Source organism: Pantoea sp. VS1 (assembly GCF_002207995.1).
Classification (GTDB): domain Bacteria; phylum Pseudomonadota; class Gammaproteobacteria; order Enterobacterales; family Enterobacteriaceae; genus Pantoea; species Pantoea dispersa.
On record NZ_NHZE01000157.1, the window covers coordinates 1 to 364 of the forward strand.

Consider the following 364-nt stretch of genomic DNA (forward strand, 5'->3'; position numbering starts at 1 on the left):
GAATACTATTACAGAAATCATAATTAACCAATATACACATAATACTATATGGTTAGCAATCTTAGGCATTCTTGCGGTCTTCATTATAGGAGTGGCATTATCCAATATATTTATCAAGGACACCGAGCAGAAATCAAAAAACAATAAATGGATTATGTATTCATCTATTAGTTTTTTAATTGTTTTAGCAATTAACTATCATTACTATACCCCACTACCTTCGCAGCCTAACTCAAGCATTTACAATCAGATAGGTTGCTAATCTATATGTATGAGGTAACGGCCACCTCATACATTATAGTAAGCCATTTGATTGTGAAGAATATCAATAAACATTTTAATACGAAAAGAACCTTATCTTCTC

At 31.0% G+C, this 364-nt stretch carries 1 protein-coding gene; it reads left to right on the forward strand.

The window, feature by feature from the left end; all coding sequences use genetic code 11:
* Positions 1 to 22 precede the first annotated feature (22 nt).
* Complete coding sequence (locus CBW22_RS27025) at positions 23 to 262, forward strand: DUF5823 family protein (protein WP_369597208.1); 240 nt, start codon at positions 23 to 25, stop codon at positions 260 to 262.
* Positions 263 to 364 lie beyond the last annotated feature (102 nt).